The sequence below is a fragment of the Streptomyces sp. NPDC015127 genome (assembly GCF_043080095.1).
GTDB lineage: Bacteria > Actinomycetota > Actinomycetes > Streptomycetales > Streptomycetaceae > Streptomyces.
In genome coordinates, this window is the sequence record NZ_JBIBVE010000014.1 from 1 (window position 1) to 20,440 (window position 20,440).

Annotated in this window: 16 protein-coding genes and 1 pseudogene; 12 read left to right on the top strand and 5 right to left on the bottom strand. The window is 69.4% G+C overall.

Going from position 1 to position 20,440, the window contains the following annotated elements:
• Positions 1-1,148: 1,148 nt before the first annotated feature.
• The 11 genes and pseudogenes from ACF08N_RS26400 to ACF08N_RS26450 form a co-directional block, all read left to right on the top strand.
• Entirely contained in the window at positions 1,149-1,637 is a 489-nt protein-coding gene (locus tag ACF08N_RS26400) for a RidA family protein (RefSeq protein WP_392327169.1), read from the top strand.
• 136 nt (positions 1,638-1,773) lie between these two features.
• Complete coding sequence (locus ACF08N_RS26405; RefSeq protein ID WP_392327170.1) at positions 1,774-2,883, top strand: alanine racemase; 1,110 nt, start codon at positions 1,774-1,776, stop codon at positions 2,881-2,883.
• A gap of 57 nt (positions 2,884-2,940) precedes the next feature.
• Complete coding sequence (locus tag ACF08N_RS26410; protein WP_392327171.1) at positions 2,941-3,675, top strand: SDR family NAD(P)-dependent oxidoreductase; 735 nt, start codon at positions 2,941-2,943, stop codon at positions 3,673-3,675.
• 249 nt (positions 3,676-3,924) lie between these two features.
• Complete coding sequence (locus tag ACF08N_RS26415) at positions 3,925-4,368, top strand: cupin domain-containing protein (protein ID WP_392327172.1); 444 nt, start codon at positions 3,925-3,927, stop codon at positions 4,366-4,368.
• Between the two features lie 413 nt (positions 4,369-4,781).
• Complete coding sequence (locus ACF08N_RS26420; protein WP_392327173.1) at positions 4,782-5,885, top strand: ABC transporter substrate-binding protein; 1,104 nt, start codon at positions 4,782-4,784, stop codon at positions 5,883-5,885.
• Positions 5,878-7,020: an ABC transporter ATP-binding protein gene (locus ACF08N_RS26425; protein ID WP_392327174.1), complete on the top strand. Its 1,143-nt coding sequence runs from the start codon at positions 5,878-5,880 to the stop codon at positions 7,018-7,020. Before ACF08N_RS26420 ends, ACF08N_RS26425 begins: the two co-directional genes overlap by 8 nt.
• A gap of 3 nt (positions 7,021-7,023) precedes the next feature.
• Positions 7,024-7,920 carry an ABC transporter permease gene (locus ACF08N_RS26430; protein WP_392327175.1) on the top strand — a complete coding sequence of 299 codons (897 nt, stop codon included), beginning with the start codon at positions 7,024-7,026 and terminating at the stop codon, positions 7,918-7,920.
• On the top strand, positions 7,917-8,783 hold the full coding sequence (locus tag ACF08N_RS26435; protein WP_392327176.1) for an ABC transporter permease: 867 nt from the start codon (positions 7,917-7,919) through the stop codon (positions 8,781-8,783). The genes ACF08N_RS26430 and ACF08N_RS26435 overlap by 4 nt, the downstream gene beginning before the upstream one ends.
• Before the next feature lie 59 nt (positions 8,784-8,842).
• Positions 8,843-10,327: an NAD-dependent succinate-semialdehyde dehydrogenase gene (locus ACF08N_RS26440; RefSeq protein ID WP_392327177.1), complete on the top strand. Its 1,485-nt coding sequence runs from the start codon at positions 8,843-8,845 to the stop codon at positions 10,325-10,327.
• 118 nt (positions 10,328-10,445) lie between these two features.
• Positions 10,446-11,105, top strand: coding sequence for an NAD(P)/FAD-dependent oxidoreductase (locus ACF08N_RS26445; protein ID WP_392327178.1), 660 nt, complete (start codon positions 10,446-10,448; stop codon positions 11,103-11,105).
• Positions 11,106-11,411: 306 nt separating this feature from the next.
• A pseudogene (locus ACF08N_RS26450) lies at positions 11,412-11,648 on the top strand (integrase core domain-containing protein); the annotation flags it as partial.
• 460 nt (positions 11,649-12,108) lie between these two features.
• Here the strand turns inward: ACF08N_RS26450 and ACF08N_RS26455 are convergent.
• Positions 12,109-13,200, bottom strand: coding sequence for a polyamine ABC transporter substrate-binding protein (locus ACF08N_RS26455; RefSeq protein ID WP_392327179.1), 1,092 nt, complete (start codon positions 13,198-13,200; stop codon positions 12,109-12,111).
• Between the two features lie 683 nt (positions 13,201-13,883).
• On the opposite strand from ACF08N_RS26455, the gene ACF08N_RS26460 reads away from it, so the two are divergent.
• A complete protein-coding gene (locus tag ACF08N_RS26460) occupies positions 13,884-15,530 on the top strand; it encodes a PucR family transcriptional regulator (RefSeq protein WP_392327180.1) in 1,647 nt (548 codons plus the stop codon).
• A gap of 524 nt (positions 15,531-16,054) precedes the next feature.
• On the opposite strand, the gene aztD is transcribed toward ACF08N_RS26460, so the two are convergent.
• From aztD to aztB, 4 genes are all read right to left on the bottom strand, one after another.
• Positions 16,055-17,254 (bottom strand): zinc metallochaperone AztD, encoded by a 1,200-nt coding sequence (gene aztD / locus ACF08N_RS26465; RefSeq protein WP_392327181.1) that lies wholly within the window; start codon positions 17,252-17,254, stop codon positions 16,055-16,057.
• A 96-nt stretch (positions 17,255-17,350) separates the two neighbouring features.
• Positions 17,351-18,310: a zinc ABC transporter substrate-binding protein AztC gene (gene aztC / locus ACF08N_RS26470; RefSeq protein WP_392327182.1), complete on the bottom strand. Its 960-nt coding sequence runs from the start codon at positions 18,308-18,310 to the stop codon at positions 17,351-17,353.
• On the bottom strand, positions 18,307-19,548 hold the full coding sequence (locus ACF08N_RS26475; RefSeq protein WP_392327183.1) for a hypothetical protein: 1,242 nt from the start codon (positions 19,546-19,548) through the stop codon (positions 18,307-18,309). Before ACF08N_RS26475 ends, aztC begins: the two co-directional genes overlap by 4 nt.
• Before the next feature lie 21 nt (positions 19,549-19,569).
• On the bottom strand, positions 19,570-20,427 hold the full coding sequence (gene aztB, locus ACF08N_RS26480; RefSeq protein ID WP_392327184.1) for a zinc ABC transporter permease AztB: 858 nt from the start codon (positions 20,425-20,427) through the stop codon (positions 19,570-19,572).
• Positions 20,428-20,440 lie beyond the last annotated feature (13 nt).

The window sequence follows — 20,440 nt, forward strand, 5'->3', positions numbered from 1 at the left end:
CCGACGACAACGCGGCGTGGGGGCACCTCCCGTGCCCGAAGGGCTACGGGGGTGGGGGTACCTCCCGCGCCGGAGGCTGCGGGGGAGCGTGCCAGACCCCGCGAGCCCGGCCTGATCCAAACGAGAGGCCCTAGTCCTGGGTGACTCCTGTCGTGGCCGCGATCGGTCGGCTTCCGTCCGGCAACTGCCGCGCGCACGGTGCCGGACCCGCCCGCGCACGGCGACCAGGCAATGCGCCGATGTCGCCGACTCCGTTCGGGGTGGGGCAGCCGCGGCCGGTCGCGGCTGGTGAGGCGCATGCGTAACCGTTGATCGGCATGCATTCCGACGGCGCCGTCCGCGCCGTGCCGAGGTTGCCGACGTAGTCGACGTAGTCGACGTAGTCGACGTATCTGCGGGCGACTCCCCCTGGAGCCCGGTGTCGCGAGGCTCGGGGACGCGGACCGCGTTCGCTGTGCCGTGGAACGGCAAGCGCTGACTGGTAGTCAGGTCGGGCGGATCAAGCGGGTGGCGGGTCAGCGGGTCAAGGGGCAAGAGGGTCAAGCGGCTTCACTCATCGCGCACTGGCCATGCGATCGTACGGCCGCATCCCGGCACGCAGGGTGGTGTGCCACACCTGCGACATGGCCGAGACGGCGCACTGACCCGCATGGTGCGCTTGTCGCACCGCGACATCGGTCGCCGAACGCGCGCTGCCCGTCCAAGCACCCCGTTCTTGGCCCGCCCGGATGCCGTCCCGCACACTGGTGCGGCGTCCGGGCCTCAGTCGCGGCCACGGTGGGTGCGCCGCGCTGGAGGCGCGACCGCGGACGGCAGAGTATCCATGATGTCCTCGCCGGCGGTCGTCCCGGCACGGTGATGGGGTCGGCGTTCCTCCCGGCCCGCGAGTGCCCGTAGGCACTCGGTCAGTCCCGAACCCGCCTGGCGTCTCACGCTACAGGCGCTTCCCTGAACGGCCGCTACGCACTTGCCCTGAACCGCCACGTCGCACTCTCCAACTGATTCCGCGGCCGCGCTCGAGGTCGAAGTTCGTATTGACAGTGCTCGACGGACAGCCATATGGTCGACAAACGACAATAGGTTGACGATTTTAAGCCGCCATAAGGTGTTTTGTCGCCGCCGTTACTCGAGAGGAGAGCCGAGTACAGATGATCAAGAATCATGAGACTTCGGCAGCGAACACCGACTCGGCTTCCGATCGGCTTCAGGCCCTGGGGCTGGCCCTTCCCGAGCTCCGGGAGAACCCGTACTACGTGCACCACCGGACGGTGGGCTCCAGCATCTACATTTCGGGCCAACTCCCTTACCGGGACGGTTGGCTGCTGGGTCAGGGCACTGTCGGCAGGGACATCGACCTCGAGACGGCGCGGTCACTCGCGCGCGATGCCGTGCTGAACTGCCTTGCAGCCGCCGTTCAGGCGGTGGGCGATCTGGACCGGGTCCGGATCGTGCAGATGCTGGTCTTCGTGGCCAGTACGCCGGACTTCGGTGAGCAGTCGCAGGTCGCCAACGCGGCCAGTGAACTGCTCATCGAGGTACTGGGCGAGAACGGACGGCACGCCCGCACCGCGATCGGTGTCGCCGGGCTCCCCCTCAACACCCCTGTCGAGATCCAGATGATCTGCACCGCTGCGTAGGGCGGCCCCGACGGCGGTGTACCCGAGTGCGCGCGATATCGCGGGGCACGCACGTTCGGCATCGAGGGGAGTCAGCACCCGCGCCCCTCGATCATTTCCCCTCGATCGTTCCAGGCAGAACCACAAGGAGGGCAGCGTGAATCAGCTGCAACGAGCACTCGACGCTCTGGTCGAGCGGATCGACACCCCCGCGCCGATCGTGCTGGTCGACGTCATGCAGGGCAACATCGACCGCATGCAGGGCTTTGCCGACCAGCACAACATCAAGGTCAGGCCGCACGTCAAGACACACAAGTGCGTGGAGATCGGTCGGCGCCAGATCGAGGCCGGCGCGGTCGGGATCACCGCGGGAAACGTCGGTGAGGCAGAGGTCTTCGCCGCGGCCGGCTTCGACGACATCTTCCTCGCCTACCCGATCTGGGCCGCGGGATCGAAGAAGCCCCGGATCCGCCGGCTCGCCGAGTCCGCCCGGCTGCGGGTCGGCGTCGACAACGTCGCAGCGATCGAGGCCCTCGCCGACGCGATGGGAGACGAACCGGACCGCCTGCAGGTCGTGATCGAGGTCGACTGCGGCGCCCGTCGTTCCGGGGCGCCGCCCGAGCTCGCGGGCGACCTCGCGCTCGCCGCCCGCAAGCGCGGTCTGGTGCCGGCAGGCGTCTTCACCTATCCCGGTCACGGCTGCGCCGGTCGCGACGCTCGCCGGCGTGCCGCGCAGGACCAGGAAGCCGCGCTCACCACCGCAGTACGCAGCCTCGAAGGCGTCGGGGTCACCGCAGAGGTGGTCAGCGCCGGCTCCACGCCCACCGTCGAGTTCTCCACCAGCAGCAGCGTGATCACCGAGATCCGTCCCGGCGAGTACGTCTTCGGCGATCTGAACAACGCCCGGCTGGGCTCCTGCACGGAGGACCAGATCGCGCTGTTCGTCGCCGGGACCGTGGTCAGCGACTGGGTCCCCGACCAGGTCATCGTCGATGTGGGCAACAAGGCCCTCAGTAAAGAAGGCAGCCCCGAGATCGGCTACGGCGGCATCGCCGGCACGAACGCGGTCCTGTCCAAGGTCAACGAGTACCACGGGTTCCTCCCGCTGCCGGACGGCGACTTCCGGCCCCGCGTCGGCAGCGTCGTACCGGTGGTGCCCAACCATGTATGCCCGGTCGTCCTCGGTTTCGAGGAGCTGATCGTCACCGACAGCAGCGGTGTGTCGCTGCAGCGGTGGCCGGTCGACGCCCGCGGATTCCTCAACTGACCGGCCCCCGAAGCCGCTCACAACCCGACCGACCTCCCCCGCAAAGGAATGCCTGACATGAGACTCAAGAACGTCACGGCCCTGGTGACAGGCGCCAGCAGCGGCATAGGGCAGGCGGTGAGTTCCCACTTCCGCCGTGAGGGCGGGCGGCTGCTGCTCACCGGCCGCAGGGAGCGGCTCGACAGTGCTGAGCCCGACGATCTGTACGTTCCGGGAGACCTCAACGACGAGGCGTTCGTCGAGCACCTGGCCAAGCAGGCCGCAGAGTCCTTCGGCACCGTCGACGTCGTCGTCCTCAACCACGGCCTGCAGGCGGACGGTCCGCTCACCGAGATGGCCTGCGACGACGCGAGGAACGTGCTGGAGAGCAACCTGCTCAGCGCGTTCCTGGTGATGAAGCACTTCGCCCCGCTGATGCCCGAGACCGGCGGCTCGTTCGTCTGCGTCAGTTCACGGCTGGGCATGGTCGGCATGTCCGGGCAGGTCCTGTATTCCGCCGCCAAGGGGGGCCTCATCATGCTCGCCAAGGGCGCCGCGATCGAATGGGCCCCGCGCAACATCCGGGTCAACGTCGTCGCTCCGGGTCTGACCGCCACCCCGGTCATCGAAGCGGCGTTCCAGCGCAGGCCCGACCCCGAGGGCTACCGCCGTCAGCGCGAGAGCCAGATCCCGCTCCAACGCCTCGCCACCCCTGAAGAGGTCGCCGACGCGGTGCTCTTCTTCGCCTCGCGGGAGTCGTCGTACGTGACCGGATCGGTCCTGACCGTCGACGGCGGGTACACCGCCGGCTGAGCACCCTGCTGGGCATCACCATCAGCAAGGAGCTGAACGACCTGTTCTCCGTCGCTCCTTCTGCCTCGGGCGTCCGCCGATTGCGGCATGAACTGTCGAACAAGCGTCGAGCGCGTGCCCCATTCGCCTGCTCCACTCGAACGGCGTCACCCTCAGTGCGCCCGTGCCGACAACCGTATCCGAGCCACCCGGCCACCTCGGCACCAGCCACGATGCCTCGTATCGGCCTCCGCACATCGGGAACGGGCCATGCCCACGAGCGTGTGTCAGATGCCGCTTGGCAGCAGCTCGTCGACCGTGGCCGCGGCCACCAACTTCTCAAGCTCCAAAAGGAAAGACATGTCGCTCCTGAAGGCCATCGACACCAATCCCTCCTTCACGCCGCGAGAGTCCGGCCCGCTCCCGGAACGCCTGATCTCCGGCGACCCTGCTTTTCGGACCTGGGCCCAGGACGTCGCCCGTGGGGAGTCGATCCATACGGGCGTCTGGGAAGCGACGCCCGGCGAGATGCGCTCGATCAAGGGCGAGACCTTCGAGTTCTGCCACATACTCTCCGGCATCGTCGAACTCACACCCGAAGGCGGCGAGCCGGTGATCTACAAGGCCGGCGACAGCTTCGTCATGAAGCCGGGCTACGTCGGCGTCTGGAAGACCATCGAAACCGTGCGCAAGATCTACGTGACCGTGACGTGATGCCGATGCCCGGCCCCGATCGCCTTCAGGGTTTACGCGAAGCTGCCTGCTGAGCAACGTCGCCGGGGCCGATGGTCCGCTCGGCCCGTCCCTCAGCCGCAGGCCAGGATCTGCTTCATCCCTCACCAGAGCCCTCATGCTCCGGCTCTGCTGAGGACCACCCACTCCGCTGGTCACCCCCTGTCCCGGCTCCGGTTTCCCCGCCGCCACCCACCCGGTCACCCAGCCGACGTCGCTCCCGCGACAAGCTCGTCGGGAACTTCGATCCACGGCGAACACGCGCCCCAAACGGCGATCGGCAAGGCAAGCGGGCGATGTTCTGTCCGCGTTCGCCGCCCCGAACGATCCCCCCGCATGCGAGGTAAAGCCCCCGCACAGCTGGTCCCACGCGTCCCCAGATGAGGAGTATTGCCATGAGTGATGCCCAGATCGGTCGTAGAGCGCTCCTGCGCGGAGCAGGCGGCCTGGCCGCCCTCGCCGCTCTTCCCTCCCTCGCCGCCTGCGGCACCGGCTCCAGCCGGACAGCCGGTGGGAGTGGTGGCAAGGGCGGCAAGACGGTGGTCGTCCGTGACAGCGGCGGTTCCTATGGTGCGGCTCTGCAGAAGGCGATCTACACGCCGTTCACGCAGGAGACCGGCATCAGCGTCAAGGTGCTGAACCTGGACGACGCCCCGCTGCTGGCCCAGATCAAGCAGGGCCGGCCGCAGTGCGACCTCATCAACAACTCGATGATGTCGCACACCAAGTACGTCAAGCAGGACGCGCTGGAGGCGCTGGACCGCGACCGGATCAAGAGCGTGAAGAGCGCGAAGATCCCCGAGGCCCAGATCACCGACCACGCCATCGGCAGCGCCTTCTACGGTCAGTGCATCGCGTACCGCACGGACGCGTTCGGGGGTAAGAAGCCGGAGTCATGGGCGGACTTCTGGGACACCAAGGCGTTCAAGGGCGCCCGGGCGATGGTCCACCCGGACGGCGACCTGCCGGAGCTGGAGTTCGCGCTGCTGGCCGACGGCGTCCCCATGGACAAGCTGTACCCGCTCGACCTGGACCGTGCGTTCAAGGCGCTGACCCGGCTGCGGGGCGACATCAAGAAGTACTGGGACAGCGGCCCGCTCCCCGGTGTGCTGCTCAGCCGCCAGGAAGTGACGATGTCCACCGTCTGGGACGGCCGAATCGCCGACCTGCAGAAGCAAGGCGTCCCGGTGGAGAGGCAGCTCAACGGCATGCGCCGCCAGTTCCAGGGCTACGCCATCGCCAAGGGCGCGGCCAACGCGGACAACGCCTACCAGCTGATGGACTTCGCGCTGCGTCCCGAGAGCCAGGCCAACCTGGCCAAGGCGTTCCCGTCGAACCCGTCGTCCCCGCTGGCTTACGCCAAGCTCACCGAGGACGAGCGCAACGCGCTCGCCGGTGCGCCGCAGTACTACGACAAGGGTTTCGACGCGGATGTCGACTGGTGGCTGAAGAACGAATCGGCCGTCACCAAGCGCTGGTTGGAGTGGGCTCGTGGCTGAATTCGGTATCGCGGCACCGTCGGTGAAGGTGGCCGGCAACAAGTCGGCCACCGCGACCGGCAAGACGCTGTCGGTGGTGGCCCTGCGCAAGACCTACGGCGATGTGGTCGCTGTCGACGAGGCGTCCATGGAGATCGCGGCCGGGGAGTTCGTCACCTTCCTCGGCTCGTCCGGGTCGGGCAAGACCACGACGCTGATGATGATCGCCGGGTTCTGCGAACCCGACTCCGGCACCATCACGGTCGGCGGCCGTGACGTCACCCGCCTGGCGCCGCAGAAACGGGGCCTTGGTTTCGTCTTCCAGCAGTACCTGCTGTTCCCGCACATGACGGTCGCGGAGAACGTCGCTTTCCCGCTGACGCTGCGCGGGGTGCCGAAGGACGAGATCCGTCGGCGGGTCGGGGAGACGCTGGAGATCGCGGGCCTGGCCGGGTTCGGCGGCCGTAAGCCGCGTGAGCTGTCCGGTGGTCAGCAGCAGCGTGTCGCCCTGTGCCGGGCGCTGGTCTACCGGCCGCCGGTCATCCTCATGGACGAGCCGCTGGGCGCCCTGGACAAGAAGCTGCGTGACCAGCTCCAGGTGGAGATCAAGACCATCCAGCAGGAACTCGGCCTGACCGTCATCTATGTGACGCACGATCAGGAAGAGGCGCTGGTCATGTCGGACCGTATCGCGGTGATGCGCAACGGCCTGATCGAGCAGTTCGACACCCCGCGGGAGCTGTTCGAGCGGCCGAGGACGCCGTTCGTGGCGGACTTCCTCGGCGCGGCCAACTTCCTGCCCGGGCGTATCGAGCAGCACGACGGCGAGCACACCCTGGTCCGCCTCGCCATCAGTGGTGGCCTGATCAAGGCCCGTCGTCACGACCTCGCCCCGGGCACCCGGGTCAAGGTCGCCGTCCAGCCCGGCCGGCTGCGGGCCTGTGCCGTCGGCGACGGGTTCTGTACCGGCACGGTCGAGAACGCCACCTACGTCGGCACCCTGGTGCGCGCCGGGGTCCGGATCGACGGTGGTGACGGGCCGCTGCTGCGCCTGGAGGTCCCCGCCGGCCGGGGCCCCGTGGCCGGCGAGCGGGTCGGGATCAGTGCGGACCCCGAGGACGTCAACCTCTTCCCCACCGACGAACAGGCGGGGTGAGTCATGGCAGCCACCCTCACCGCGGGCGCTCCGGCTCGTCCGCGCAAGCTGCTGGCTTCGCGGCGGACTCGGGTCGGGATCCTGTACGCGCTCCCCGTCGTCGTGTATCTGCTGGCGCTGTTCGTCTACCCGATCTTCTCCACGCTGCTGCTGAGTCTGAAGGACGCCGACGGATCGTTCACGCTGCACTGGTACGCCGACGCGCTGACCGGCGTGAACCTGTCGGTGCTGTTCACCACGCTGCGGATCTCCGCCGAGACGGCGGTGCTGAGCCTGGTCTTCGGGTTCGTCCTGGCCCAGGCGATCACCCGGCTCAAGCCCATCCTGGCCGGTCTGGCGATGCTGGTCGTGGTCGTCCCGCACTTCGTCAGCGCCCTGGTGCGCACCTATGGCTGGATCATCATGCTCGGTGACAAGGGCCTGGTGAACGAGTCCCTCACCGCCATGTCGGTTCCCGGTGCCCCGTTCCAACTGCTCTACAACGAACTCGGCGTGGTCATCGGTACCACCTCGATGATGCTGCCCTACACGGTGCTGCTGCTGTACGGCGTGATGCGCGGTGTGGACCGCCGCCTGCTGGCGGCCGCGTCCAGCATGGGCGCGGGACGCGTGACGATCTTCCGCCGGGTCTATCTGCCGCTGGTCGCCCCGGGACTTGCCAGTGCCGGACTGCTCAGCTTCATCCTGTCGCTGGGCTACTACATCACCCCCGCGCTGATGGGCGGACCCAACCAGTCGATGATCGCCACCCTCATCAACCAGCAGGTGACCAAGGAGAACCAGTGGAACGGGGCGGCCGCTCAGGGCGTCATCCTGCTGCTGCTCACCTTCGCCGGACTCCTGCTGGTCAAGCTCGTCAGCTCGCTGGGCGCCAGCCGTAAGAAGAGGAGTGCGTCATGATGGAATTGCGCAGCAGCCTCGTCGGACGGATCGTCCTGACCGCCATCGCCACTGTGATCCTGCTGTTTTTGGCGCTGCCGATCGTCGTCATCCTCGTCACGTCCTTCAGCGGCAACGCCTTCGCGTCGTTCCCGCCGGACGAGTGGACGCTGAACTGGTACAAGGCGCTGTTCGCCGACGGCAGCAAGTGGCCGGCCGCGCTGTCCCTGTCCGCCCTGGTCGCCGCCCTGAGCACCGTGTTCTCGCTGATCATCGCGGTGACCGCGGCGACCGCCCTGGTCCGCAGCGAACTGCCGCTGCGCTCGGCGGTCTTCGCCCTGGTGCTGGGGCCGCTGGTCATTCCGCAGATCGTCACCGCACTCGGGCTGTTCCTGCTCTTCGAGCCCGCCGCGATGCTGGGCAGCCCGCTCGCCATCGCCCTGGGGCACACCGTGCTGGCCGCGCCGATCGCGGTGCTGATCCTGATCGCGACCCTGCGCGGGATCGACGAACGCCTGGAGGACGCCGCGGCCAGCATGGGCGCCGGCCGCCTCACCATCGCCCGGCGGATCACCTTCCCCCTCGCCGCGCCGGGAATGATCGCGGCAGCGATCTTCTCCTTCATCACCAGCTTCGACGAGTTCTACATCTCCCAGTTCCTGTCCTCGGTCGACACCGTCACCCTGCCGGTGCAGGTCTACAACTCCCTCACCTTCGAGATCGACCCCAGCGTGACCGCGGTCAGCGCGATCCTCATCGCCTTCGCGATCCTCGCCCTCGGCCTGGTGGCCCTGGTGCGCTGGCTCGGCTCCGGACGACAGGACTCCCTGATCTCCGTCGAGAACACGGTCGGAGTCGCCAACCCCGGAGGCGAGGCCGTATGACCACCGCCGATCGTGCTCTCTCAACACACCATCCTGCGACCAGCGAAAGAGCCACGCGCATGACTGACACGCTCACCGCTCCCCCAGGGGAGTCGGCAGTCCTCGAATCCGTCCCCCGTGGCTTCCTCGCCCACGACTGGCAACCCGCCACCGGCGGTCGCACCTTCGAGGTGCGCAACCCCGCAACCGAGGAAGTCATCGCCACCGTCGCCGACTGCAGCGCGCAAGACGCGCTCAAAGCACTGGACGCGGCGGCCGCGGCCGCCGACCAGTGGGCCCTCACCAGCCCGCGGGACCGGGCGAACGTCCTGCACCGGATCACCGACGCCCTGACCGAGCACCGTGAGCGTCTGGCCCGGATCATCACCCTGGAGATCGGCAAGACGATCACCGAAGCCCGGGGCGAGGTCGACTACGCCGCGGCCTATTTCCGCTGGTACGCCGAGGAAGCGGTCCGCCCGCACGCGCGCAGCACCCCCTCTCCGGACGGCAGGAGCCACATCGTCACCGTCGCCGAACCGGTCGGCCCCTGCCTGCTGATCACCCCGTGGAACGTTCCGCTGGCCATGGCCGCCCGCAAGGCCGCAGCCGCCCTGGCCGCAGGCTGCACCGCCGTGCTCAAGCCGGCCGCGCTCACCCCGCTGTCCTCCCTGGTACTGGGCGAGCTGGCGCGTGAGGCCGGCGCGCCCGCGGGTGTCCTGACCGTGATCACCAGCAGCGACGCGGCAGCGGTCACCACGGCTCTGCTGGCCGACCCCCGGCTGCGCAAGCTGTCCTTCACCGGATCCACCCCAGTCGGCCGGCTGCTGCTGCAGCAGAGCGGTGCCCGGGTACTGCGCACCTCGATGGAGCTGGGCGGCAACGCGCCGTTCCTGGTCTTCGACGACGCCGACCTCGACCTCGCGGTCCGCGAAGCGGTGATCGCGAAGATGCGGCTGGGCGGCCAGTCCTGCGTCGGCGCCAACCGGTTCCTGGTCCAGGAGGGAATCGCCGACGCGTTCGCCGCTGCGCTGGCCGAACGGATGGCCGCCATTCGGGTGGGTCCCCCGGACCTGGAGGACACCGACCTCGGCCCGCTGGCCGACCACCGTGCGGTGAACAAGGTCCGCCACCTCGTCGAGGACGCCGTGGCCCGCGGTGCCGTTGTCATCGCCGAGGCGGACATCCCCGACGGGCCGGGCCACTACGCCGCCCCGACCGTGCTGGACCACGTCCCCGCCGACGCCGCGATCATGCACGAGGAAGTCTTCGGCCCCGTCGCCGCCATCCACCGGTTCTCCACCGAGGCCGAGGCCATAGCGGTGGCCAACAGCACCGAGCACGGCCTCGCGTCGTACCTGATGACGTCCCACATCGACCGCGCCCGCCGGGTCGCCGCCCGTCTGCAGGCCGGAATGGTCGGCATCAACCGCGGCTTGGTCTCCGAGGTCGCGGCACCCTTCGGCGGGATCAAGCAGTCCGGCCTGGGCCGCGAGGGCGGGCCCGAGGGCCTCCACGAGTACCAGCAGCTCAAGTACTTGTCCCTGCCCGGCTTTCACACCTGAGCGAGCCGGACGGAAGCGTCCTGCGTTTCGGTTTCGGCAGCATCCGCCAGCCGCAAGAACGGACCTGCTCGTATCCTGCCGATGCTCTGCGCCGGCCAGACCGGGGCCCCACCTCTCCGTGACCTTCGAACACACCGCAAGGCAGGGGACGTCGGGCCGCCGCACGCCATCCACACGGCACAGCCCGGCAGCTCCCGCCCTGCCCGACCGTTCCGGAAAGGACCTGCCCGACGAGGCGGACGTGGTGGTGATCGGCGGCGGCCTCACCGGCCTGTCCACCGCTTACCACACCGCCCGCAAGGGCGCCCGGGTCGTCCTCGTCGAGAAGGACAAGGTCGGCTCGGGCGCCTCCGGACGCAACGGCAGCATGTGCACCCAGGGCATCACCATCAGCCCCGCCGAAGCCCGCAAGCGCTACGGGCAGGAGCGGGCCCGTGAGCTGTGCGACGCCTTCCGGGATGCGGTCGACGTCGTCGAGGAGCTCACCCACACCGAGAACATCGACTGCGACTTCAACCGCTCCGGGCGCCTCGGCGCGGTCTGCAAGCCCGGGCACTTCGACGGCCTGCGGGCCAAACTCCATGGGTCACTGCGGCCACGGCGTCCAGATGGCCACCTACATGGGCCGTGCGGTCGCCGAGATGATGGACGGCCGCCCGGAGGCCAACCCCCTGCGTGGCCTCGGCTTCCCCAAGGTCCCGTCCCCTTCTACAACGGCACCGCCTGGTTCCTGCCGTTCGGCGGCGCCTACTACCAGGCCAAGGACAAGCTGCGCTGAGCCGATGCCGACAACGGCGACACTGCGGGGCCCTTTCGCCTCCCCATTCGCGGAAGGTCCCGGCAGTGACGGGACGCGGTGCACTCCGTCCTGGAGCAGTTCGTGGTCGGCCTGACCAGCGGCTCGGTCGCCGTCGTATCACGGACGAGACGACCACGCTCCGCGGACGCGGACACCCGACCGGAGTCGGCGCACTCGAACCATCCGGAGCGGGCCGCCGAGCCATGCCCCGCCGGCATGCGCTCCCGGGCCTTCGCCTCCGTCAGCTGAGCCCGGACCGTCAGCCGCGCCCGGCGTCCAGGGCGCGCGATCGGCAGCTCAGCGGACAACGCGCTCGCCGAGTCCTTCAACGCAACGTTCACACGCGAGACGCTCCAGGATCGCAAGCGCTGGTCCAGCGAGCGCGAAGCCCGCCTCGACGCGTTCCGCCGGCTGCACCGCTACAACACCCGACGCCGTCTCTCCCGCCTCGGACACCTCAGCCCGATCGCTTACGAGACAGCGTCCGAAACAACATCAACTACGCCGGCACCAGCCGCATAACCCGTGTCCAGGATTCGGGGTCAAGGCCCGGACGCGGCCTGGCCCGACACCGTGATCTCCCAGACCGACGGCCCGTACTTCGACACCTTGGAGGCCTGCCCTCTGCGTCGACGGCGTCGCCGTCCTGGGGCGGGTGGCGGTCCACCGGACCGGGCGGGGCTCATCCGAGCGTGATCCACCCATCCGGGATCCACCCTCCACGTAGCCTTCCAGGAAGGCGTCGAGGTCCGCGATCGCCAGGTGTGCGACCTGCTCGGCGGCCTCGCGGTAAGGGGACCACAGCAGTTGCGCGCCGTCCCACGGCGGATGCAGGTGGGCTGCCGCGATGTCCATGTCGACGCCGTCGACGGCAGTCGTGCCGTTGTGGGGCTTGCGCAGTGCGGCGGTGGGCAGGGACTGCCCGGTGCGCCGGGTCTGCGGCGTCCCGGTGGGCGCAGCAGGGGTGAGAAGTCCTGTGTGCTCAGTCACGCGCCCATTCCTGCCAGCGCTTGGCGACGGAGTCCTGGTTCTTGTCCCACCACTCGACATCGAGGTCGAAGCCGGTCTTGAGTCGCTCGGGCGACGTGGGCAGCCCGGCCCTGACGTCGTCCGGGAGGCCCTTGACGGCGGCCGGAACGACGGGGCCGTTCGGGTAGATCCTGGCGAACGCGGCCTGGACGTCGGGCCGGAGGGAGAAGTCGATCAGCCGGTGTGCGGCATCGGTCTTGTCCGTGCCCTTGGGGATGGCCCACCCGTTGGTGTGCCGACGGGCGCCGTTCCACTCATACGCGATCGGTTGGCCCGTCCGGATCAGATCATCGGCGCGGCCGGTCCACAAACTGGACATGACGACCTCCTTGCGGCCGAGGAGGACGGCCGGCAGAGCGCCGGTGTTCCACAGCTTCTTGATCTGGCCGCGCAGCCGGGACAGTGAGGCGAAGGCCCTGTCCACGTCGATGGGATACAGGTCGTCGAGTGCCACACCGTCGGCGAGCAGGGCGAATTCGAGCTCGGGGATGTCGGCGTCCAGGCCTTGCAGTGCGCGCGGGCCGCTGAAGGACTCTGTGTTCCAGAAGTCCGCCCAGCCTTTCGGCCTGCGCTGCAGGCTGTCGGTGCGGTAGGCCATCAGGCTGGCCCACACGTTCTTGCCGACGGCGTGTTCGGTGAGCAGGTGCTCGGCTATGCCGGCGCCCTTGGCGTTCGGCAGCCGGTCGTAGTCAAGGGGCTGAAGCGTGTCCGCGCGGACCATCTTCGGGAAGACCAACATGGAGTTGTCGATCAGGTCGAACTGGGGTCGGCCCTGTTTGACCTGGGCTATGAGCTGCGCGGAATCGTAGTTGACCGTGGAGATCGTGATGCCGGTCTCCTTGGTGAACGGTTCGTAGATCGCCTTCGCGAGGGCTTTGTGGTAGCTGCCACCGCTGTTTCTGACGACGAGCGACTTCTTGCCGCCCGATGGGTCGCTGCTTGCGCCTGTACCGGTGAGGCTGCCGCAGCCGGCCACTGCCGTGGCAGCGGCCAGCGCGCCCGTGGTGCGCAGCATGGTCCTGCGTCGTATCCGGTTGGTTTCCATGCGGCCTCCGTGGATCGGTGTGGATGCGGGGAATCGAGGTGCAGGGATGTGCAGGTCCGGGGACAGGGATGTTCTGCGGCATGTGTCCGCGGACGGGGCGTCAGGGACGGCGGCGCGCGGGCAGGCGGGCCTGGAGCGGATCGGGAACCGCGTGTTTCGGGCCGCGGCGGCAGCGGCCGGCGGGGGAAGCCCACGGGGTGATCCGTGGTGCCGTTGAACGCCGGATCGGCGGCGGTCTCGCCCATGGGGGCGAGAGTGTGAAGCCGCTGCCGGAGGATGGGGCCATGGCGACGATGTCGTCATGGGCGGGGAGATGACCGGCAAGCGGGATTGCGGACTCGGTGCAGCCCTGCGAACAGACCGACAGGCTTGTGGGGTCGGGGTTCAGATCGGGCATCACACGGATGAGGCGCGGAGCGTGTCGAGTTCTGCCAGGTGGACTCGTGCGGTCGAGACGTTCGGGGTCCGGGACCGGAAGACGGCGTGCAAGGGGAAGGCAGAGGTGGAGATCCGGGCCCTGTTGGTGTGAGGATCACTCTCGCCGCGGCCGGCATCGCAGGTCAACAGACACTGTGTTCCACCACAGGGCCTCCTCGGGACAGTCTGTCGCAGCGGCGGACCGCTTCCGAGCATTACCATCGACCCCCTGCCACGGATACGACTCGGTGTGAAGGTTGCCCTCGATGTCACGCAGAGCAGTGCCGCATGTGCCCCCGAAGCGCCTCTCAGCGAGGCGCTTCGTCACGATCAGGGATGTCCTGCGCCTGCCCGTGCTCGTCGAAGGGCTGCCACGCGTCCTGGCCGGTGAGTCACGGCTGGACCGTGCGGTGCGGTGGGTGCATGTCACCGAGCTGCTCAATCCGGCGGACTTCCTCGAGGGTGGCGAGCTGGTACTGACGACCGGCATGCCGTATCCCGAGGACACCTCGAAGCTGCGTGACTACGTCGACCAACTCGCTGACGTCGGCGCAGCCGGCTTGGTCGTGGAGCTCGGCCACCGCTATCGGAAGGTGCCCGACGAACTGGTCGCGGCCTGCCACGCACGCGAGGTGCCGCTGGTCGAGCTTGCCCGCGGTGTCCGGTTCATCGACGTCACCCAGTCGGTGCACGCTCTCATCCTCGACGCCCAGGGCGAACTGCTGCGCCGTGGCAGGGACATCCAGGACGTCTTCACCGCCCTGACCCTGCGCGGCGCGACTCCCGAGGAAGTGGTGCATACCGCCGCGGAGCTCACCGGGGCCCCCGTGGTGCTGGAGGATCTGACGCACCGGGTGATGATGTGTGAACTGCTCGGTCGGCCCTACGAGCCGGTGGTGTCGGCCTGGTCGCGGCGTTCCCGAGCCGCGCCGACCTTGGAGAAGGTCACGCCGAGCGGCCCGGAGGGCTGGCTGATAGCCCCGGTGGAGGACCACGACGGTCTGTGGGGGCGGCTGATCCTGCTGGACGGCCGGCTCAGCCCGGATGCAGACCCGGAACACGTCCTGGTACTTGAACGTGCGGCGGTCGCTCTGACCATGGCCCGCTTGGCCGGACAGGCGTGGTGGGAGCGCCGGGCCCACCGCTCCCTGCTGCAGGATCTGCGCGAACAGCGCTTCCGTTCTGCGGCGGATGCCCGCGCCCGCGCCGAGGCACTGGGGCTGCCTTCCTTCGGGCACCGGCTCTTCGCCGTAGTGATCCGCCACACCAGGACCGGCGGCGAGAGTGAGCATCTCGACGAACGGATCGCCAAGGAACTGGAGCGGACCGGCGTACGCGCCCTGGTCGGTGAGACGGCTCCGGGCCGGATCGGCGTACTTCTTGCGCTGGCGCGGGCCAGCGCCTGGCAGCCGGTCGCCGAGCGGATCGGCCGTCTTGCACGCGAGGAACTCGGCCAGGGCTCCGTCGTCGCTGTCGGGCCCGGCGTGACCGATCTCTCCGGGATCGCCCGGTCATGGCAGGAGGCCGAGCAGACCGCCGAGGCCATCGTGCCGGGATCCACGGGCCGGTGGTTCTACGTCTCCTCCGACATCGGGCTGCCGGAACTTCTGGGTGTGCTGCGTGACGACACCCGTCTCCAGCGGTACGCGGAACGCCAGCTGACGCGCCTCATCGAGCATGACGACCGCAACGGCGGCGACCTGCTCGCCGCGCTGCGCGCCTATGTGACAGCGCCCGGCAACAAGTCGGTCGCGGCGAAACGGGCCGGAATGTCCCGGCAGGCGTTCTACCAGCGTTTTCACACCATCGAACGTCTGCTGGGCTGTGACCTGGAATCGGGCCTGCAACGCACAAGCCTGCATGTCGCGCTGCTCATCCTGGACTCGCGCGGGACGCTGGGGCCCGGCCTGTGACGGGCGCTCCCTGCCTTCCTACCGAAGGATCGGCGGCTCACCGATGGACGCGCCTGCAGGGCCGGCCCGCGTTCCTCGTCACGGGTCGCAGGACGGGGGCGCGGCTGAAGTGCCCGACCGGCTGAGGCGGGGCAGGCGGCGTGCGAGCAGTTCGCGGTGCCGGCGCGGCACCGTGTCGGGATGCACCGGCAGCAGCCGATGCATCCCGGTCCCTCAGGAGACGGTGGCGGGAGCCTGCCCTTGAAAGTCGGCTTCCGGTCCTGGAGGAGCAGTCCGAGCAGCACCTCGGCCAGGAACGCGTCCATCACCAGGCCGAGGGACGCGGCACGCCCTCGTGGACGGGACGTGCCGCTGCGGCCGGTTCCTCGGCTGTGGGCCGGCGGTCGGCACAGATCGGTCGACCACGATCAAGCTGCCAGGGGCCCGGGACGGGCGGGGTGCCACGGCCTCCGCGCTGCGGCCGCCATGCGCCGGCACTTCCACCGCGGGGCCCGGGGCGGGACGGCCCTCGCCGAGGTCGCAGATCAGTGGCCCGCGATGGTGCCGGACAGTTCGTTCGTGCTCTTGGGCAGGGTCACCGACGCGAGCTTCTCGCCCGATGCGATGTCGACGGCGTGCAGCTTGCGCTTGCCCGGTTCGGAGACGTACGCGGTGTGGCCGCGGACGAAGAGGGTGGGTCGGGCCTGCTGCCAGTCCAGCGGCTCCTGCCACTCGTCCACGACGGGGATCTTCCTTTCCACCTTGCCCGTTTCCGGGTCGATGACGTGGAGGGTGCCGTTCGTGCCGAGGAGGAGGGCCTCGCCGTGGGGTCCGCGGCCGAGCGAGCGGAAGGAGTAGCTGGTGCCCAGGTCGACCAGGCGCAGTTTCCCGGTGTCGGTGTTGATGAGGGAGATGCGGGTGGGCCGCTCCAGTTCGGCCTCCGGGTCGGTCTTGTAGTCGCCCAGGAGGATGGGCGAGGCGTCGCTGCCGCTCTGGTTGCCGATGCGGCCGTAGTCGTCGGGCGCGTCGACCTTGGTGAACTCGCCGTCCTTGTAGATCAGCAGACCGTCCTGGCAGCCGATGCCGACGGCCTCGCCCTTGGCGGCGGCCTCGCCGTGGACGCCGGGGCAGTTCTCGTTGCGCTTGATCTCCTTGTTGTTCTTGTCCAGGACGAGGGCGCCGGTGCGCTTCTCCTCGGTGCCGAGGGTGCTGAGGAGTTCGCCGTTGCTCAGTTCGATGGCGACGCCGTGGTGGGGCTCGGCGGAGGTGTAGGTGCGGCCTTGCGGCTTCTTGCCGCCGTCGAGGTCGTCGGGGTCGAAGACGTTGACCTCGCCGGTGCCGTCGGTGAACAGGACCGTCTTGCCGGCGTGCCGTACCACGTGGCCGGGCTTGGCGCCCTGGTACTCGATGCCGGTGAAGGTCTGCTCGGCGGCGTTCAGGACGCGGAATCCGGCGTCGGTGGAGACGATGACGTGGGAGTCGTCGCCGGCGGGGTTGAGACGGTTGAAGCCGGGCAGCTCGATCGTGTCGGCCAGCTTCAGGCTCTCACCGTCCAGGACGTACAGGCCGCCGTCGAACGTGGCGACCAGCGGGTCCTTGACCGCCACGGCCTTGGTGCTCGGCGCAGCCTCGGCCTTCGCGCCGGATGAGGAGGCGTCCTGTCCTCCGCAGGCGGTCAGGACCGCGGAAGCCGCCAGGGCGAGGGCTGTGCCCGCGAAAGCCCTGTTGAGTATCGGCTTGTTCACCGGGGTGTTCCTTTCTGTGCCGCGCGAGCGCGGCGTCGGGTGAGAAGTGTGTGTGAGGGCCGTGGTCGGCCGGTGTCCAGATCAGGGGCCGCTGGTTCAGGCGCCGGTCAGGCCGTCGGTCATGGCGGTGGTGTTGGCGCGCATCATCTGCAGGTAGGTGCCGGCGCCCTTGCCCTGCTCGGTCAGCGATTCGGAGTAGAGCTCGACGACGCGTACCTGGCCGCCCAGTTCGGTGCGCAGGACCTCGGCCAGGCGCGTGGGCTGGGAGGAGTCCGCGAAGACGGTTTGCACCCCGGCCCGGCGCATGGCCTGGGTGAGCGAGCGCAGGTCGGAGGAGCTGGGCGAGGCCAGCGTCGTGCCGCTCGGGATCACCGCGCCGATCACCCGGAAGCCGAAGCGTTCGGCGAGGTAGCCGAAGACGTGGTGGTTGGTCACCAACGCGCGCCGCTGTTCGGGTATGCGGTCGAAGGACTTGTCCATCCAGGTGGTGAGGTCGGCGAGTTGTGCGTCGTAGCGGTCGGCGTTGGCGCGGATCGCTTTCTCGTCGACGCCGTCCACGTGCTCGATCACCTGGTCGGCGATCAGGCCGGCGGCCTTGCGGACGCGGTCGGGGTCGGTCCAGAAGTGCGGGTCGGGCTGCCCGGCCTGCTCCTCGGGGCCTCCGTCGTCGTGCGCTTGGAAGGTGAGGGGGTCCGCTGCTTTGCCGGCCTCGAAGGTGGCCACCCCGGACTCGCGGGCGGCGTCCACGTGCCGCAGGACGTTCTCCTCCAGGCCCAGCCCGTTGAAGACGACGAGGTCGGCGCGCTCCAGTTCGGCGGCCTGCACGGCCGACAGGCCGAAGGAGTGCGGGTCGGCGTTGGGTTTCATCAGCACGGTGACGTCGGCTTCGTCGCCGACGATCTCCTGGGTGATGTCGCCCAGGATGTTGGTCGTCACCACGACCTGGGGCCGGTCGTCGCCGCTCGTGCAGGCGGTGGCCGTACCGGCCGTGACGAGGATGAGCAGGGCCGGGAGAACGGTGCGCAGCCGCCGCGTCCCTCGCGTCTTTCCCGTCATCGTCCGGTCTCCGCCATCAGGGCCGGCTCGATGTCCAGGTCGAAGGTGCGCGCGATGCGGAGGTTGTCGTTGTAGTCGATCTCGTAGACGCGTTTGCCCTTGGGGTCGTTGAGGTAGGCGCGGCTGCGGTCGACCTCGATGACCGGCCCCGCGTTCTTGTCGGGGCCGGCCTCCGGGGCGTCTGCCAGCAGCGGCTTCGTCCGGGAGACCTGCTTGCCGGTGGCGATGTCGTAGCCGTGGAGCGCTCCGTCGGTCTCGAGGACGATCAGGACGGAGCCCTCGCCCGCGGTGTTGGCGCAGACGACGGGACCGGTCTCCACCCGTGTCCACGTGCGCTCGGTGACGTCCAGGACCCACACGGCCCGCTCCCCGGCCGGCGCCGTGAGCGTGTCGCTGCCGGGCCGGTGCCGGAAGGCCGTGGCCCGTTCCTTCCCGGGTGTGCCGCTGCTGTAGGGGATCTTCTCGGCCGTGAACGTGCCGTCAACCTCGCGGACGAGCAGGGCGCCGTCGGCGCATCCGAGGACGACTCCGCGCCGGGTGACGGCGTCGCCCCGCGGGTCCTTGCACTGCGCGTCCGGCGACGCGGCGTGCTTGCCCTCGCGGTCGTACACCGCGACCTTGGTGGAGCCCTGTCCGTTGTCCGTCAGGGCGAGCAGGTGCTCGGCGTACGGCACGACAGGTCCCGCGTGTGTCCCGGGAAGGGTGCGGGGGGAGCCGGCCGTGCCGTTCTCCAGTTCGGTCCGGCGGTAGACACTGGCCCGGCCATCGGCGTCGGTCACCGCGGTCACGGCGGCGTCGCTGCGGACGTGTGCACCCGGGCCCTGGGGCAGCCGGCCTGCGTCGCGTATCTGCGCGCGGTAGTAGTGCACGTGGTCGCCGTGGTCCACCATCCAGGCGCCGCCGTCGAGGACGTGCGTGCCGCTCGTGGTGTGGAGGTAGCCGAACCGGCCGTCCGTGGTGAGGCGCGTGGTGCCCGTCGTCCGGGGCACCTCGTGCAGCTTTCCGGTGATCAGATCGAGTACCCGGGTGTCTCCGGTCCTCGGGTCGTTGAGCAGCAGCCGGGACTGCTGCTCGGCCTTCTCCTGGGCCCCTTCGACGTACCCGTGGGGGGCGGAGGGCGAGGAAGTCGCCGTGGGGGCCGGTGCGTTGTCGCCATGGCCCGCGCAACTGGTGGTGAGCAGTGTGATGGCCGCGAGCGCGGCCGGCGCCCAGGCAGTGACGTTTCTTCGGACGAACAAGGGGATCGCCTCAGGTTTCTTTCAGTCGGTTGCCGCGGCGTGGGCGCCGGCGAGGCGCGCACGGCGGTGGTGGCGGAGACCGGATGCCAGGTGGGAGAGGAAGAACAGGGCCACCGCGAGGGCCGAGACGGTCGCGCCGGCCGCGGTGCTCAGGTGCCAGGACAGCAGCAGGCCGCCGAAGGTGGCGGTGATGCCGAGCAGCGCCGCAAGCGCCATGACGCCCCGCACACTGCGCGCCCAGGGCAGCGCGGCCGCGGGCGGAGCGATGAGCAGGCCCAGGACCAGCAGTGTCCCCACGATGTGGAAGGAGGCGACGATGGCCAGGGCCAGCAGGCCGAGCAGCACGGCGTGAGCGAGGCGGGGGCGCAGGCCGAGCGTCCGTGCCTTGCGCGGGTCGAACGTCAGGGCGAGGAAGGACCGGTGACCGAGGACCGAGACGGCCAGGGCCAGCAGCAGCGCCACACCCAGCAGCGCCAGGTCCTGTTCACGGACGGCGAGGACGTCACCGAAGAGGAAGCCGGTCAGGTCGACCGCGAAGGACTGCGAGCGCGACACGACGATGACGCCGAGGGACAGCATTCCCACGAAGAGCAGGCCGATGCCGGTGTCCTGGGACAGTCTCGGGGCGCGGCCCAGGGCGGTGACGCCGGCCGTCATGACGGCCGCGCTCAGCAGCGCCCCCAGCAGCAGGTTGCCGCCGAGCAGCGCCGCGAGCGCGACGCCGGGCAGCAACCCGTGGGACATGGCGTCACCGAGGAAGGCCATCCCCCTGAGCACCACCCAGGTGCCGGCCAGGGCGCAGATCGCCGACACCAGCATTCCGCCCCACAGGGCCCGTTGCACGAAGGTCACCTCGAAGGGGCCTGTCAACCATTCCACAACGAGCACACTA